General features: G+C 33.1%; 16 protein-coding genes. 3 read left to right on the plus strand and 13 right to left on the minus strand.

The window, feature by feature from the left end:
- Positions 1–291: 291 nt before the first annotated feature.
- Entirely contained in the window at positions 292–1527 is a 1236-nt protein-coding gene (locus tag LNP27_RS01800; RefSeq protein WP_229942814.1) for an ABC transporter permease, read from the minus strand.
- A 170-nt stretch (positions 1528–1697) separates the two neighbouring features.
- The gene (locus LNP27_RS01805) at positions 1698–2192 is read right to left on the minus strand and encodes a YkgJ family cysteine cluster protein (RefSeq protein WP_229942815.1); all 495 of its coding nucleotides are present in this window, start codon (positions 2190–2192) and stop codon (positions 1698–1700) included.
- A 105-nt stretch (positions 2193–2297) separates the two neighbouring features.
- On the opposite strand from LNP27_RS01805, the gene LNP27_RS01810 reads away from it, so the two are divergent.
- Positions 2298–3014: a class I SAM-dependent methyltransferase gene (locus LNP27_RS01810; protein WP_229942816.1), complete on the plus strand. Its 717-nt coding sequence runs from the start codon at positions 2298–2300 to the stop codon at positions 3012–3014.
- A 221-nt stretch (positions 3015–3235) separates the two neighbouring features.
- Here the strand turns inward: LNP27_RS01810 and LNP27_RS01815 are convergent, their stop codons facing one another.
- The 9 genes from LNP27_RS01815 to LNP27_RS01855 form a co-directional block, all read right to left on the minus strand.
- Positions 3236–3637, minus strand: coding sequence for a DUF2059 domain-containing protein (locus tag LNP27_RS01815; protein ID WP_229942817.1), 402 nt, complete (start codon positions 3635–3637; stop codon positions 3236–3238).
- A 35-nt stretch (positions 3638–3672) separates the two neighbouring features.
- The gene (locus tag LNP27_RS01820) at positions 3673–4305 is read right to left on the minus strand and encodes a 7-carboxy-7-deazaguanine synthase QueE (protein WP_229942818.1); all 633 of its coding nucleotides are present in this window, start codon (positions 4303–4305) and stop codon (positions 3673–3675) included.
- Between the two features lie 216 nt (positions 4306–4521).
- Positions 4522–6198 carry a tetratricopeptide repeat protein gene (locus tag LNP27_RS01825; protein ID WP_229942819.1) on the minus strand — a complete coding sequence of 559 codons (1677 nt, stop codon included), beginning with the start codon at positions 6196–6198 and terminating at the stop codon, positions 4522–4524.
- Between the two features lie 10 nt (positions 6199–6208).
- Positions 6209–7138, minus strand: coding sequence for a PstS family phosphate ABC transporter substrate-binding protein (locus LNP27_RS01830; RefSeq protein WP_229942820.1), 930 nt, complete (start codon positions 7136–7138; stop codon positions 6209–6211).
- A 2-nt stretch (positions 7139–7140) separates the two neighbouring features.
- Complete coding sequence (locus LNP27_RS01835) at positions 7141–7371, minus strand: hypothetical protein (protein WP_229942821.1); 231 nt, start codon at positions 7369–7371, stop codon at positions 7141–7143.
- Positions 7371–8171, minus strand: a complete 801-nt coding sequence (locus LNP27_RS01840) for an energy transducer TonB (RefSeq protein ID WP_229942822.1) — start codon at positions 8169–8171, stop codon at positions 7371–7373. The genes LNP27_RS01835 and LNP27_RS01840 overlap by 1 nt, the downstream gene beginning before the upstream one ends.
- Before the next feature lie 33 nt (positions 8172–8204).
- Positions 8205–8774, minus strand: coding sequence for an ExbD/TolR family protein (locus LNP27_RS01845; protein ID WP_229942823.1), 570 nt, complete (start codon positions 8772–8774; stop codon positions 8205–8207).
- Positions 8775–8792: 18 nt separating this feature from the next.
- Positions 8793–9404 carry an ExbD/TolR family protein gene (locus LNP27_RS01850; RefSeq protein WP_229942824.1) on the minus strand — a complete coding sequence of 204 codons (612 nt, stop codon included), beginning with the start codon at positions 9402–9404 and terminating at the stop codon, positions 8793–8795.
- A gap of 36 nt (positions 9405–9440) precedes the next feature.
- Positions 9441–10259 (minus strand): MotA/TolQ/ExbB proton channel family protein, encoded by an 819-nt coding sequence (locus LNP27_RS01855; protein WP_229942825.1) that lies wholly within the window; start codon positions 10257–10259, stop codon positions 9441–9443.
- Between the two features lie 373 nt (positions 10260–10632).
- On the opposite strand from LNP27_RS01855, the gene LNP27_RS01860 reads away from it, so the two are divergent.
- The gene (locus LNP27_RS01860; RefSeq protein ID WP_229942826.1) at positions 10633–12153 is read left to right on the plus strand and encodes a helicase HerA-like domain-containing protein; all 1521 of its coding nucleotides are present in this window, start codon (positions 10633–10635) and stop codon (positions 12151–12153) included.
- A gap of 59 nt (positions 12154–12212) precedes the next feature.
- Positions 12213–12572: a cupin domain-containing protein gene (locus tag LNP27_RS01865; RefSeq protein ID WP_229942827.1), complete on the plus strand. Its 360-nt coding sequence runs from the start codon at positions 12213–12215 to the stop codon at positions 12570–12572.
- A gap of 129 nt (positions 12573–12701) precedes the next feature.
- On the opposite strand, the gene LNP27_RS01870 is transcribed toward LNP27_RS01865, so the two are convergent.
- On the minus strand, positions 12702–14039 hold the full coding sequence (locus tag LNP27_RS01870; RefSeq protein ID WP_229942828.1) for an FAD-dependent oxidoreductase: 1338 nt from the start codon (positions 14037–14039) through the stop codon (positions 12702–12704).
- A gap of 62 nt (positions 14040–14101) precedes the next feature.
- Positions 14102–16492 carry a penicillin acylase family protein gene (locus tag LNP27_RS01875; RefSeq protein WP_229942829.1) on the minus strand — a complete coding sequence of 797 codons (2391 nt, stop codon included), beginning with the start codon at positions 16490–16492 and terminating at the stop codon, positions 14102–14104.
- Positions 16493–16658 lie beyond the last annotated feature (166 nt).

Genomic DNA, 16658 nt, shown 5'->3' on the forward strand with positions numbered 1-16658 from the left:
TATTACTACGAAATCCAACCGTAGATCAGCCCACGACTGAAACCATCAGCGATGATTGAGCATAATTAATTTAAGCTTTATCTCTATACCTTATATATAGGAGTGATCCTGATTTTCAAATAATAACAATAAGCCCTGATTCTAAACCCAGGATCGCATTGGGATTAGAAAAGCAGAATCAAACTTGACATGGACTTGCGGCTAATAGCCCGACACTTTGTAAAAGAAATTAAAATTTCAATTAGCTTTAGCTGCTCTTTTATAAAGGGAAATGTTAAGAAAAATTAAAACTTAATCATAACGAATAGCTTTGACTGGCGAAATCTTAGTGATTATATAAGAAGGAATGAGCAAAACCAAAAAACATATTGTTATTGTAAGAAGGTTAAGTACCAAAATATAACCAAAATTTAAATAAACGGGGGCCTGGTTGACATAGTAATTTTCTGGATTGAGTTTTATTATTCCGAAATGTTGTTGAATTAGTAATAACGAAATCCCGATGAGATTCCCCCAAAAGAGGCCTCTAACTATTAAATAAAATGCATTGTAAAGAAATATTTTTCGTACCGACCAATTGTCAGCACCCAACGCTTTTAATATTCCTATCATTTGAGTGCGCTCCAAAATAAGAACTAGCAGCGCCACTACCATGTTGATTGTTGCAACGAGAATCATGACAACGAGAATGACTAAGATATTAAAATCGAATAACTGCAGCCATTCGAATATATAACTGTATTTTTCAATTATTGTTTTTGTATCTAAAGTGGAAGAGGTTTGCTCATAGACTTGCTCACCCGTTTCTTTAATATTATCAAAATCATTTACAAATACTTCAAATGCTCCAACTTCATCATTGCTCCATTTATTAATTCGTTGCAAATGCCTTATATCACCTATTATATACGTAGCATCAAATTCTTGAAATCCTGAATTGAAAATTCCTGTAATTCTAAAACGGCGACTAAGAGGCAATTTATTTTGTTCTTCTTTTATGAAGAACGTATTAAAGGAATCACCGACCTTAAGATTTAGTCGATTTGCGAGGAATTGCGAAATAACGACGTCTTGATTTACTTCTTTTGAGAAATCAGGAAGCTTTCCGTAGACTAAGTATTCTTTAATATTATTCCATTTATAATCTTTACCAACACCTTTGAGTACGATCCCTTCAAAAGCCGTTTCAGTTCTAATTATTCCTGCTTTAGTAGCAATGGCTTGAATGTGACTTATTCCTGGAACTGAAGTGAAATTAGGGTAAAAACTTTGTTTAGTAGAGATAGGAACTAAAGTGACTTCAGATTGGTTATTATCATAATTTGAAATAACAATATGCCCATTAAATGCCGATACCTTTTCTCGGATTTTTTGTTGTAACCCAATACCTGTAGCTACTGAAACAATCATCATAACCATACCAATGGCAATTGCCGAAATTGCAATTTTAATAATCGGAGCAGAAATACTGCTTTTATAATCCTTAGATGTAATAAGTCGTTTGGCTATGAAGTATTCTAAATTCAATGTGGGCTATGTATTTAATTATAATTTAAACCGCTTAGTATAGGGCTTTCGCCAAAAATACTTCTAAAACACGAATTACACTAATTGACATTAATAAAATTTAATTTCCTAGAATAAAAGTCAAGAGTTGCAGAAGGAATTAGAAACTAATTCAGCACCATACTTTAAATCTAAAGTGGTAGTTTTTTTTTCATTTCTTCGACAATATTAAAAGCTGCTGGACATATACCTACATTCTTTAAAGTAAGATCCGTGATTTGCTGAAACTTTTTTCTATCAGTATGCGGAAATTCTCTACAGGCCTTTGGTCGCACATCGTATATGAAACACGTATTATCTTGGTCTAAGAAGGAACACGGAACACTTTGCAACACATAATCCTGATCTTCATCGATTCTTAAATATTGTTCGATAAATTGTTGTGGCTTTTGTTTTAAATACTTGGAAACACGCTCAATATCAGCAGAGGTAAATAACGGACCAGTCGTTTTACAACAATTAGCACATTTTAAACAATCTGTTTTTTTAAATTCAGCATTGTGTAGATCCTGCATTACATAATCTAAATTTTTTGGTGTCTTCTTTTTTAGCTTATCAAAATACTTTTTGTTTTCGATATGCTTATCTTTGGCTTCTTTCGGAAGTTCGTTTAAAGTAGGTTTCAATTTTTAATATTAAAGTTGATTCTACAAAAGTAATCACTTCATGCTCTAAATATAAAATAATAACAAATAAAGAGGATAGATTTTAGCAATCCTCCCATTGAAACTATGAAAGATCTTTTTGGCAAAGCCATTCTCGACTACCAAACCAATAACGCTCCAGAGAATTTGATAACTGAAACGACGATATCTGAAGAGGACGAAATGTCTGTTGCCTATTTATTTCGATCCTTCAAAGAAATGCCAAAATTAGAACAGAAAGCATTACAACTTGCAAATGGCAAAGTGCTAGACGTGGGTTGTGGAGCTGGAATACACAGTTTGTATTTACAAAACGAAAAAAATCTTGAAGTCCATTCGATAGATATATCTAACAATGCTGTTGCGGCCTGTAAACTTAGAGGCTTATTAAACGTTCAAGTTCAAAACATTCTCGAAATGGATTCTGATGCCTCAGATAATAAATATGATACCGTTTTATTACTAATGAATGGAACTGGTATTTTTGGAAATTTGAAAAATACAACTCAATACTTACAAAAACTAAAAAACTTATTAAAACCAAATGGACAAATTTTGATTGACAGTTCTGATATCATATACATGTTTGATGCAGATGAAGACGGCGCTTATGAAATACCCGCAAATGGTTATTATGGCGAGTTGCAATTTACACTTAGTTATAAGGGAGAAAAAGAAGATTCGTTTCCTTGGCTATATCTTGATTACAATACTTTACAAAATGCGGCTTTCGCAAATGGACTGCAATGCGAATTAGTACTTGAAGGAGAGCATTACGATTACTTAGCGTGTTTGACTTTATAAAAATAAAAATGATAAGAACAAAAGGCTAACTTACAGCTGTTCCTATTAAAGAAGGTACAAGCACTAAAATAACACTTTTCTAATCAACCAATTTATATTCCCGCTATATCTAACTATTCCAATTTTAAAACTGTTCGATAAAAACTAATCCTTCAGCAATTTTATATAGCATAAAAAAGCCCAAATTTTTCAATTTGGGCTTTTTTATCTGTCTATTTTAATTACTGCATATACTTCATCATCATAGCTTGTAAATCCGCTCCCCATTCTTGACCAGGTGCAGTTGATTTCTTAAAAAGATCTCCAGCCGAAGCTGAAATTTTTTTTCCTACTGGCGACTCATAAAAGGCTAGCATTGCTTTTACGTCTTCTGCCGAATAAGTTTGCATGTAAATTGTCGCTAATTTAGCATACAAAGCTGGTAAAGACGCATCGAAATCTTTAGAGAACTCCATCTTTTTTGCTTCTGGAATACTTTGCAAAATCTGTTCCTTTGCCATTTGCATTGGCCCAGCAGCTCCGGACAGTTCGATTACTTTCAACGCGTCAGCTTTAAAAGAGTCTTGAGCGCTTGCCATATTCGCTAGAAAAATTAATGCGAAAGTTAAAAATACTTTTTTCATTGGTTATAGTTTTTTATAACCAAATATAATCTTTTTTACGGTATATTTAAATATTTATGCGTTTGTAATGAAACGCGCCATTTTGGATTTTTCATTACGTAATCTACAATTAGTGGCGTCATTTCATCATTTTTACTCCACTCTGGTTGCAAAAACAAAATAGCCTTAGAATTTACTTTCTCTGCTTGTTCTTCAGCAAAAATAAAATCATGCTTATTATGAATAATTACCTTCAACTCGTGAGCGTTTTCATAAACTGTTTCTGTAGGTAGTTTATTTTTCTTTGGTGACAAACAAATCCAATCCCAAGTACCAGATAGAGGATAAGCTCCTGAAGTCTCAATATGTACTTTAAGATTTTGCTCTTTTAACCTTTGAGTCAGCAAGTTCATGTCCCACATTAACGGTTCACCGCCAGTAACAACAACAGTTTCAGAATACTTACTTGCATTACTAACTATTAAATCAATTCCTGTAGGCGGATGCAGCTCCGCGTTCCAACTTTCCTTAACATCACACCAATGACAACCTACATCACACCCACCAATTCTAATGAAGTATGCCGCTGTACCAGTGTGAAATCCTTCACCTTGAATAGTATAGAACTCTTCCATTAAGGGTAACATTGCTCCTTTGTTAACTTCTAACTGTACTTCTTTTGATAACATTTATTAAATTTAAAGTGCAAAGATAGTTAATTAGAAAAGGAGAGAAATTGAAAACACTGAGTAATTTGATAAATTTTAGTATGAAGTGAAGTAAACTTACAAATACTAATGTCCCACAACTCTAAAAAAGACAAACAAAGTTACCCTTGAAAACAACAGACATAAAAAAAACCGGTAGTTAGACAACTACCGGTTTTTTAATTATAAAAAATTATATTATTTTAAAATCTTGATTGATTCATTAGCATAAGTATTAGCAGCATCTAGTGCTAATGTTTTGTTGAAATATTCAATAGCCTTAGCTTTATCAGTATTAGCATAACTAGCAGCTATATTATTGTAAGATTCAATTATTTTTGCCTTCACTGCATCTTTCGCTACCTCTTCAGCACCTGCCTCCATTGTTTTAGCAACGTAATCTTCATAGTTTTTAACCATTGCATCATCTTTGTCAAGCAATCTGTTTGTTCTTGCTAAATACAGATAAGCTTCTAAGTAGCTTGGAGAAGCTTCTAAAACTTTATTGAAAGCAACAATTGATTTTTCCAACGCTACTGTATCTACTTTAGCATCTTTTGCCTTATAAACATTTGCATAATAATACGCTAGACCATAGTAAATATTGTCATCAAGAAAAGTTGTAGACTCTTTAGTATTTGCTCCAAACTCAAATAAAGCAGCAGCTTCGCTATAAAGTTTTTTAGAGAACATATTTTTACCCACTTCACTAAGATCTTGCACTGCTAACGGTTCCATTTCGATAGCTTTTTTAATATCAACTAGACCTGCTTGCAAAGCAGCAGCCTCGATTGATGATCCATCAGCGCTTGTTCCTTTTTTTATTTTAGTCAAACCCAAATATAAATAATCTAATGCAATTGCCTTATTTCCTGGTGAATTAATAAAATTTTCAAGCGACTTAATAGCCAAATCAACATTGCCGTTTTTGTATGCTGCGTAACCTAAATAACGATAGATTCTTGGATTAACTTTGTCCAATTCAATCATCTTATTCGCTTCAACCTCTAACGCTACATAATCCTCCACTAGAATCATAAAGTCAGCACGACGCATTCTTGAATGAATAGAATAATCCGTTAATGACATGTATTTATCATAATACCCCATTGCAGTTTTATAATTAGCTGCGGCTTGAGACGGTTTATTACGTGCAATCTTATAATACGTTTCAGCTAGCTCTCTATAAACAGGGCCGTAATTAGGATTAATTGCGATCACTTCGTTGTAAGCTTTTAAAGCTTCATCGTATGATTTAGCACCTTTTAACAAAACACCTAATTGCATTTTAGCTCTTAACAAAGTATTATCAGCTTGGAATGCATTCCTGTAAGCCACATAAGCCTCATTTTGCTTTCCATTACCGTAATAAGCATCACCCAAAGTTAATTGTAATTGAGCATCAGATGAATTAATTGCTACTGCCTTATTCAAAATGTCAATAGCACTTTTATAATCAGGTTTTTCAGCATTAATATAAGCTCTACCTATATAAATATATTCTTGAAAATCCTTTTTTCTCATTTCTTTAGTTACCAAAGCAAATTTAGCTTGAGCTGCAGCACTGTTATTAGCGTCTAGATCCATTTGACCAAGACCGATATTGTTCAAAAGACCTTTATCCGAAACACTTAGCCCATTTTGAAAATATAATTTTGCTGAATCCTGTACTTTTTGCGTTAAATATACATTCCCCAAAGTAAAAAACGCCTCTCCATTTGAAGGCTTTTCTTTAATAATTGATTTCAATAATGATTTTGCACTTTCATATTGCTCAGCATCAATTGCTCTTTTAGCTTGGTTAATATCTTGCGCTTGAACTGATATTGCAGAAGCAAATAATGCAACACCTAATGTAAATTTACTTATATTCATTGTATTTAATTTAATTTTCATCATCTTTAGATTTTGTCTTTATTAAAAGTTTTCTTCCTGGAGTTCTAACAGGTACCAACCCTGATTTCAAAATTATTCTTTGTCCAATATCTCCCCCTATAAAAGAGGCGAAACCCATACCTAAACCAGAATAACCCTGACAATTTATTATATACAAATCACGTGCCAAAGGATATTTCTTTTCTGCTATATCATTTTGTGTTGGCAAAAAAGATGCGTCACCTGAAAGACCTTTTACTCTTAAAGTATTTACTTTTTCAACATATTTTTTCATTCCTGGTTTTGGCTCATAAAGCCAATTAACACCCACAACCCCAATCATATTATCATTTTCTGATACGTACTTTATAACTTCATCATTAGTTTTAAAGGAGAATATTCCTTTTTGACTACTTCTTTCTATTCCAGCAAGTGCATTAACATATCTCAATGTACTTGAATTAAGATTATCAAACACCAATCCTTTAATTGAAGGAGTGTTTTTTCCTTGCACAAAACTAATAATATCCTTTAAAGCTACCAGAGAATCTGCACTATTTTTATTAATTATAAACGCTACTCCATCGGTAGCAAAAGGAGTTATTTTAGGATTAATTTTTCTTTGTTCAAATATCTTAATCTCCTCTGGAGTCAAATTTCTGGACAAAATTGCAATGGCACTCTTTTCATTAAACAAGGAATTAAGCGTTTCAGATTCTGACTTTGAAACTAATTTTATCGTAGCTGGATATTTATTTTCAAACACCTCCGCTTGAGCTTCAATAATTGGAGTCAATGTTTCATCTACATAAATAGTTACATTCCCTTTCAAAACAGTTTCCTTTTTCTTTGAATTTTCTTTTTGATTACAAGAAAAAATAAAAACGACAACCGCCATTAAGATTAAAGCAAAATAAGGAAGATTAGTAAATTTTCTCATACCTAGTTTTTATTATCATTAATTATTCTGAAAAATCGGAACGCTGCATAAGTGATTAATATAATTCCAAAAGCTACTCTATACGGAAACGTCATTGCTAAAGGAAAATTATCCATAAATATAATAAATAAACCTAAAACGAAATAAACTAGAAAAAACAAAATTCCTAAAACAAGAAGAAATCGCTCTTTAAGCGATTTCTTCTTACTATTATTTGATATTTTATTCAACATTATTCTGCAGATTGAATCGTAATAGGTAGTGAATAAAGTACTCTTACCTTTTTACCGTTCTGCTCTCCCGGTGTCCATTTTGGACATTTTTTCAAAACACGGATTGCTTCTTTTCCAGTTCCGTAACCTATATCTCTAATAACTTTGATATCTGTTAAAGAACCATCCTTTTCAACAACAAAAGTAACGTAAACTTTACCTTTAAGACCTTCTTCTTCTGGTGTTTGATAATTACTACCCACAAATTTATAGAATTTCTCAATACCACCTGGGAAATCAGGTTTAACCTCAATTCCTGCTGTGTTATAGATTTGATTATCATCAGCAGCCTCAACTACTGCAGCCTTACCAGTTCCAACTGGCTCAACAGTTAATACTGCATCAGGATCTCCTTTAGTATTATCAGCACCAATTGTTTTGTTTTTAACTTCAACAATTTTTGGCGGCTCTTCCGTAACCTCATTTGCTTTTGCCACTACTGGCTTCACAAACTTAACCACATCAACTTTAGGTGCTGGTGGTGGCGGTGGCGGAAGGTTTAATTTAGGCTTCTCTTCCTTAGGAGGCAATTTAATTGCAGTTATCTTAATGTCCCTGTCAATTTCTTTTTCCTCGCCTTTCGGAATCAAGTTTATGATAAGCGGCGCAGCAACAGCAACACTAAAAAATATTGCACCAATGATAAGCGCTTTAATAGTGGTTTTCCTGTTGGTTTGTCTTAATTGATAAGCCCCATAACTTTTGTTACGCCCCTCAAATACGATATCAAGCCATTGGTTTTTTAATATGTCTAATTTCATTTTTCTTAATTATTAGGTTATTAGGAAATAAGATTACTCTTTTTTTCCTTCTAACAATTTTTGTTCTTCAGGAGAAAACTCAGGAACAATTGCGTAATTACCAAAATCTCCAACACCAACAATTGCCATTTCATCAAGTATGTCAATTAAATTCTTGTAATTTGCTTTCTTACTTGGTTTAATAATTACAATCAGTCCGTTTTTAGGTTTACCTAAACCTGCAGAATATGCCAAAACTGATTTTTGCCTAGACAACAATTCTTTACGAATTCCATCTTTTCCGTAAGTTAAATCTTTAGGCCCCGCAATTGGAGTAGCTAATAAACCTACGTAATAAACCAACTTATTGTTATCACCTAATAGAATAGTCATGGTACGATTTTCGTCCACTTTCATATCCACATTATCTTTAGTTGGATCTTTATCTGGCAAACCCAAGCTCATCGATTGAGGTTTAGACAAGGATGTGGTTAACATAAAGAATGTAATTAGTAAGAAAGCTAAATCCACCATAGCAGTTAAATCTACTTTAGAGTTTAGTTTTTGACTTCTTACTTTACCACCTTTCTTGCCTCCACCGTCGCCGGTATTTAATTCAGCCATTTTAGTGTATTTTTTTTATTAAAAATCTTTTCCTCTTAAACCAGTAACTAAACTAAAGCTATTGATTTTTTGATCTTGCAAAATATCCATCACTTTTCTAATGGCTGGATATTCTTCTTTTGCATCCCCTTTTATAGCAATTTGCAACTCTTTATCGTTAATCTCGATATTTGCTAATCTTGCATTACGAACCCAATCCTTCAATTGATTGTTGAGAGAGTCTGTAGGAATTCCAGGTTGACCTGCCTTGCTTCTATCTGAAGCCTTCATTTCGATGATTTGCTTTAGATTAAGAATTGGCACACCAAAATCATCCATCCTTGAAAACGTAAGTTTATCCTCTTCAGTAAAAGTAACACCATACTGTGTAGCCATCAACTCTAAAGTTTTTGCGCGCACTTCTTTTCCTTTCAAATCAAAGAACACTTTCCCTTTACCTACAGTTAATGTAGCCAAATCAGTTTCAGGCAATTTAGTCTGAACTGTTGAAGCAGGAGTATCTACAGGCAAAGCTTCGGGAATTTTTGCCGTTGAAGTCATTACAAAGAAGGTAAGTAAAAGGAACGCTACATCACACATCGCTGTCATATCTGTAGATCCCGGATTTTTCTTTATTGCTATTTTAGCCATTCTTTTTGTTTTTTATTTGATAAAAATTATCAAAAATTATTGCTTCAAACTTCCTCTGAATCTTCTGTAAGTACTTACGATAGATACCGCAGCCTCATCAATTGAATATGTTAAATCATCAATTTTAGATGTAAAGAAATTGTAAGAGATAATTGCTACAGCTGAAGTTCCAATACCTGTTGCAGTATTAATAAGTGCTTCAGAAATACCACTTGCAAGTGCAGCTTGATCTGGAGTTCCAGCAGAAGCTAATGCACCAAACGCTTTAATCATACCTGATACTGTTCCTAACAACCCAATAAGTGTACCTAAAGAAACTAATGACGAGATAATTGTCATGTTCTTTTGTAACATTGGCATTTCAAGAGAAGTTGCTTCTTCAATTTCTTTGTGAATAGTCTCTGAAGCTTCTTCACTATTAAATCCTTCTTTTTTAACTTCTTGATATTTGATTAGAGCTGATTTAATTGCATTTGCAACTGAACCTTGTTGTTTATCACAAGCCTCGATAGCCTCTTCAATTTGACCAGATTTGATACTAGCCTGTATCTTAGTCATAAAGCTATCTAATTTAGTTTTACCAGCTGCTTTAGAAATTACAGCATATCTTTCAATAGAAAATACAAGAACCATTAATAACATCCCTAATAATACTGGCACAATCGCACCTCCATGATAAACTTGACCTAAAGTATTCAATGGTACCCCTGTCTCGATATTACCGCCTTCAAAGTTTGAAGGATCACCCATCACAAATTTCCAAATTAATACCCCAACTAGAATACAAGCAACAATAATGATTCCAGAAACCATTCCTCCACCGTTTGTACTTTTTTCTTTTTTAACGTTTGCCATTTTTTTTAAATTTTAATAGTTTTTTAATAAATTATCTTAGTTATATAAAACTTGTAGTGGAGCAAATTTATATTTTTAGTTCAAATAAAAAAACTTTTTTTTATTTAATTACAATTAATTTTTTTTTCAGGATCCCATTTCAGGTATTTCCATTACACATATAGCAATATATATAAAGCAATCTAATAAATCACAAAATTTAATTTACTAATTTATGAGTAAATTACATAATAATCTAATATCAGCAACTCAAATCAAGAAACTATTAATTTATCATATAAGTAATAGAAAAGCATTAAAACTGCAGTATGCACTAAAATTGTTACTTAAAAAAAAATATAATATCTTGCGTGTATTATAAAATTAAGCAATTATGAGCAGAAAAGAGGATTTCGTTACATATATTTCAGATGGATATAATTTCAAAGGTGAAAGCATTATTTTGGGTGGGGCCATACTAGAAGGAGAAGCTTTACCTAATGCGACAGTGAAAGTTCCATTAAAAACACTGAATCGCCATGGCTTAATTGCGGGTGCTACTGGAACTGGAAAAACTAAAACCATTCAAGTACTTTCAGAACAATTGTCTAGTTTTGGAATTCCTGTTTTAATGATGGATATAAAAGGAGATTTTAGTGGAATTGCGATGCAAGGCGAAGAAAAATCTTTTATTACCGAACGTCATGCTAAAATAAACATTCCTTACACTACAGCTAGTTTTCCAGTCGAGCTGTTGACGCTATCTGAACAAAATGGAGTTCGTCTTCGTGCTACGATATCTGAGTTTGGACCCATATTGTTTTCAAGAATCTTAAATCTTAATGATACTCAAGCGGGTGTGATTTCTGTCATTTTCAAATATTGCGATGACAACAAAATGCCATTACTCGATTTAAAGGATATAAAGAAAGTTATCAATTATATTACTGAAGAAGGAAAAGCCGAAATTGAACAAGATTACGGTAAGATTTCTACTTCGACAACCGGAACAATTCTTCGAAAAATAATCGAACTCGAGCAACAAGGCGCTGATCTTTTCTTTGGGGAAATGTCATTTGATATTGATGATTTAATGCGAATTGACAGAGACGGAAAAGGGTACGTAAGCATCATTAGACTTACTGATATCCAAGACAAACCGAAGTTATTCTCTACATTTATGCTTAGTTTGTTAGCTGAGATTTACCAACAAATGCCTGAAAAAGGAGATTCTGACCAACCGGAACTTGTTATTTTCATCGACGAAGCCCACTTAATTTTTAACGAAGCTAGCAAAGTTCTATTGGAACAAATAGAAACTATTGTAAAATTAATTCGTTCGAAAGGAATAGGAATATACTTTATTACTCAAAACCCAATGGATATACCCAGTGGTGTATTAGCGCAATTAGGTTTAAAAATCCAACATGCATTAAGAGCTTTTACTGCCAATGATAGAAAAGCAATTAAGCAAACAGCAGATAATTATCCTACGTCTCAATATTACAAGACAGATGAAGTACTGACTAGCCTCGGAATAGGAGAAGCACTGGTGACTGCGTTGAATGAAAAAGGAATACCAACTCCGCTTGCAGCTACAATGATGCGAGCTCCTATGAGTAGAATGGATGTTTTAACTGAAAGTGAGATTCAGGAAATTAACAACAAATCGAAATTAGTAAAAAAATATAGCGAACTCATTGATCGCGAAAGTGCTTATGAGATGCTTAATAAAAAAATCTCCCTAGCGGAAGATGAAGTTGCTGAAGAGTTAGAAAAAAAGCAGACTGAAAAAAAACAAACTCAAGAGCCAAGTACGGCAACTGTAGTTGGAAAATCAGTTCTAAAAGTATTAACTAGTGCCACTTTTATTAGAGGGGCTTTCGGTGTATTAAGCAAAATGTTTAAAAAATAGAATTTTTAATGCCTTTATACAATCAAATTTCACGAGGGTATTAATGAAAATAATATAAAATGAAAAAGTATTTCATACAAAAAAGTCCTTTTATAGTTCCTACCACCGATGGAAAATTAATCGAAGAATATCATGGAATTCCTACGACAGGAAATAAAGAAATATCTATTGCTCACATGATTGCACCGCCAAACTGGTCAGAACCGTTTCAAACACCCGAGTTTGCAGAATATACTTATATTATTTCCGGTAAAAAACAATTTATAATAGAGGATGAAATAATTGTTTTAGAAGCAGGTGAATCCATAAAAATTGAAGCTCAAACTCGAGTTCAATACTCTAATCCTTTTGAAAACCCTTGTGAATATATTGCTATATGCACACCGGCTTTTGATTTTAATAAAGTTCATAGAGAATAATCTCTCCTAAAAGCAATTTTTGTGCTTCATAAATACGTTGTTAAAATAAAATGAGCGCGATAGGTTGTCGCGCTCATTTTATTTATTGAAATACTTAATCATTTGATTCTATTATCGTCAATCTACTTTCTACTTTAATAATTCTAAAATCTTGTTTTCAACTGCTTCTGAATCCCAAATTTTATCAATATCCTTCAATTTCAAAACCTCCTCCATTATTTCGTTTTGATAATCTCCTATTGCTAAAGCCTCAGAATAAGGACGATCACTAAAGGTTACGCGACTGTATAACGGAATCCACTTTTCTGGATGTTTATCTGAGAATAACTTTTCGATTTTCTTTTGTAAAAGAAAATTTTCATCAGCAGTTTTAGAGCTCATTTCCATAAAATTGCGATACGAAAGCTCTGCAATGGCATCAGCGTTTGGTTTGCGTGATTTTTGATATTCAGAGAAAATAGTTTCCCAATCGTCTCCATACTTTTCCATCATTTCATAAATCACTGTAATATCTTCAAAACCGGCATTCATTCCTTGACCATAAAATGGAACAATGGCGTGGCTAGCATCGCCTATTAAAGCTACTTTATCCTTGTATGTCCATGGAAAACATTTCATAGTTACCAATGTACTTGTTGGATTTTTGAAGAAATCATCAGCTAATTTTGGAATTACATCAATTGTATCCGGTAGATTTTTTACAAAAAAAGCTTCCACCGCTGCTTTATTACTCAACGATTCAAAGGAGTTTTCACCCGTGAATGGCATAAATAAAGTACAGGTAAAACTACCGTCTAAATTAGGTAAAGCAATTAACATGTACTCACCGCGAGGCCAGATATGAAAAGAGTTTTTATCTAATTTATGAGTTCCGTCAGCATTAGCAGGAATGTTTAATTCTTTATAGCCAATAGGTAAAAATTCCTGAGAGTAATCAAACATACTTTGACGTTGCATGCGATGACGAATTCTTGAAAACGCACCATCAGCACCAAAAACGATATCGTATTTTTTATCTTCCCATGCACCACGCTCCGTTTCACCGCTATGTAGTGTGGCATCATCAAGAGAAACATCCCAAATTTTTTGTTCGAAAAAGAATTCAGCTCCTGCGGCTTCCGCCAAATCAATCATTTTTCTATTCAAAATTCCTCTCGAAATAGAATAAATTGATTCTCCTTCTTGCCCGTAATTTTGAAAATTAAGCTTGTCAACAAGATGAATAGCACGCTTATCCATAGGAATTGCTATTTCACGTATAGTATCCCCTATTTCCACAGCATCTAATGCTTTCCAACCACGGTTTGACATTGCTAAATTAATCGAACGACCCGAAAACTGTATTTTTCTGATGTCTGGACTTCTATCATAAACGTGTACTTGATGTCCAGCTTTACGAAGATAAATAGCGAGTAATGAACCGACTAAACCAGATCCTACAACAGCTATTTTTTTTGAATTTTGCATTAATTTACTTTAAAAAGTTATGCGAAAGTACTAATTAATTAATTTACAGACTTTAAAAGCGATTACTTTTTACTAGGTTTAAACACCAATTTTGTTGAAGTCCTAACAATCTCTTCTTTATTCAACATCATGCGCCTGAATTTACCAGCATTATACAAATCAGCTTGATCCTTGTAATGCGCACTAAATGGGTTTCCAGATTGTCCCGTAGGTAAAACACTCCAACTGTTTTCAATATCTGAGAAATCTACAATTCGCCTCGTTGATGGACCACCTTTTACTTTGTAATTTCCATCCGCTGTAAAATCAAAAAACAAGTTGTTGATTACCTCCATAGATCCTGAAACCTCAAAAGGACCAACATTAAAAATGCTTCGTAAAGCAGCAACTTTCCCTAATGGATGTTCATGCTCTAGTGTATGAACTTTGTTCCAAGTCCAATCAGTTACTTTATCTCCTAATTGCTTATCTAACGCTACAATCGATTCAGTGAACGATTTTGATATGATTTGACTTCTCGTTTCTTTACTATTTTTGGTATTTATATCGTCCCACCAAGGTGATTTTTCGTTTTTAATTTGATTTGCTATTAACTGTTTTACAACATGCGTTCCTAAAAATTGTTTAAAATTCTCAGCAACTAATTCATCTTCAAACGTGTTTTTTAAATAATTAAAAATCCATTTATTGTAAATTGTAGGCGCTATATCGTACAAATTATTCGAACCTTTCCAATTTTTTAATATCTCTACTGCTTGTTTTTCGTTTTGAGAGAGTGATTTATCATTTAAATTTTCGAGTAAATTTTTAACAACATCTGGAGCAACTGGTGATGTATTATCATAAAGCATCTTTCCTACTGCAGCTATGTCCCAATCTGATTTTGGATTTAATAATTGAGTAATTCTTTTAGCACGATCTTCTGGAAGGTAATAGCCGGGATAATTAAAACCATCGATAGCTTCAGGCTGATTATTCGCAGAGTAGACATAATTCCAGCTTGGGTTTTCAGCCGAAGGATTTTTGGAGAAATCCAAGTATTCCTTAATATCATCTTTGCCACTAGCACCATCTAAAATAAAGTTAGTGTTTACACCTTGGTCATGTTTGTACAATTTTCCAGTTGCCCACCAAGCGACATTTCCTTTAGCATCGCCGTACATAACATTCAGTCCAGGAGCGGCAATTAATGAAACTCCTCTGTGAAAATCTGAAATACCTTTAGCGTGCGACAGTGTGTAAACTGCTTCTAAAATATGTATGGGTTGTTGCGTGTAAATCCATGACATAGATACAGGTTTATCCTTTTTTAAACCATCGATCAAATCATTCATAACTGGGCCATGTCTTGTTACTTTTACGTTAAAAACGACGTCAGTAGAATCCTTTACCTTAATTGTTTTTTTACGAATCTCATAAGCACTATAACCTTTAGGCGTTTTGTAGGAGTTACTATCCTTAGGATTATTTTGTTCTTGGTACATATCAACATCATCGTTTTCAAACATTGTCAAACCATACGCATAGTCACGATTATGCCCTAATAAAGGATAGGGAGTTCCCGCTAAATACGAACCGTACAACTCAAAATCAGGAGTTACAATATGTGCTTCGTACCAAGTTCCGGGTTGAGAAAAGCCAATATGAGGATCATTAGCAAAAATCACTTTTCCATTTTTAGTTTTCTTAGGACTTATTACCCAACTGTTGCTTCCAACAAAAGGAGAAACTGGCGATTGATCTAAAATTGCAGCTACTGTTTTTGAAATAGCGGCATATTGCTGCGAACTATTCTTTGCATTTTTGATTTTAGTGGTATTAAATGATCCATCAATTCCTAGATCCTTAAGATATTCAATTCCGTATTTATTACGAATATCAGTCATTAGCGGATCTGATTTTTGAGCCATGGCAAAACTGAAAGACATGTAACCAAAAATATTGTAAACGTCTTTTATAGAAAATTTTTCTTTTGTAATTCCAAGAATACTAAACTCAATTGGAGTTTTTCCTTCGTCGAGATATTTATTGATTCCTTCTAGATAGGACATTGCTAATTGATATTCAGGACTATTTGTATCTAATGAAGCAATTGCTTTTGCAGAAGCCTCTTCTATTCCGAGTCCAGCAAAAAACTGATCGTTTTTTAAAGTGACTGATCCAAAAATTTCTGAAAGTCTTCCGGGCGCTATACGACGCATCACTTCCATTTGCCACAATCTGTCTTGTGCATGCACATAACCTAACGCCACCATTGCATCCTTAGAATTATTAGCGTAAATGTGTGGCACTCCAAATTCATCAAAGTACACTGTTGTCTCCTTCTGAATCACATTTAATTCTAATTCGCCTTCATATTTTGGTTTTAAATATAGTGCGTAGGCAAATACAGTAATACATAAAATAATTACTAATAAAAGTACAAGGAGAAGTGCTCTTTTAAATATCTTCATCTTTAAATAAATTGAAAAACAAATATATAGGATTTTAAAGTATTAACTATAATGCCCAAAAAAGAAACAAAAGTAAAAAATTATTCATAATAGCTGCATTATTTTTTGTTTAATTTATTTTAAAATTAATTAAACAAAAAGTATATTTGCTTTAAATTAAAAAATT

It is taken from the genome of Flavobacterium galactosidilyticum (assembly GCF_020911945.1).
In the GTDB taxonomy this organism is placed as follows: Bacteria; Bacteroidota; Bacteroidia; order Flavobacteriales; family Flavobacteriaceae; genus Flavobacterium; species Flavobacterium galactosidilyticum.